The following is a 263-nucleotide window of genomic DNA, read 5'->3' on the forward strand; positions in this document are numbered from 1 at the left end:
CAGCCAAACCTCGCAACAGTGCAGCAGCACTTGATTCGCGCGTTCCGGCGTTATGGCTTACCGGTCCAGATTAATGCGGACAACGGACCACCGTGGGGCAGTCCACGCGCCCACGAGCACGGCATTACACCGCTAACCATCTGGCTCATTCGCCAAGGTATTTGGGTCAGTCACAGCCGTCCTGCACACCCTCAGACCAACGGCAAGGAAGAGCGGTTTCACCGCACGCTCAAGGCTGATGTGCTGCAGGGTCGGCACTTCAC

General features: G+C 59.7%; 1 pseudogene. It reads left to right on the forward strand.

The window, feature by feature from the left end:
* Window positions 1-263: pseudogene (locus QN370_RS20650) on the forward strand (integrase core domain-containing protein); the annotation flags it as partial.

The organism is Actimicrobium sp. CCI2.3 (genome assembly GCF_035019065.1).
Classification (GTDB): domain Bacteria; phylum Pseudomonadota; class Gammaproteobacteria; order Burkholderiales; family Burkholderiaceae_D; genus Actimicrobium.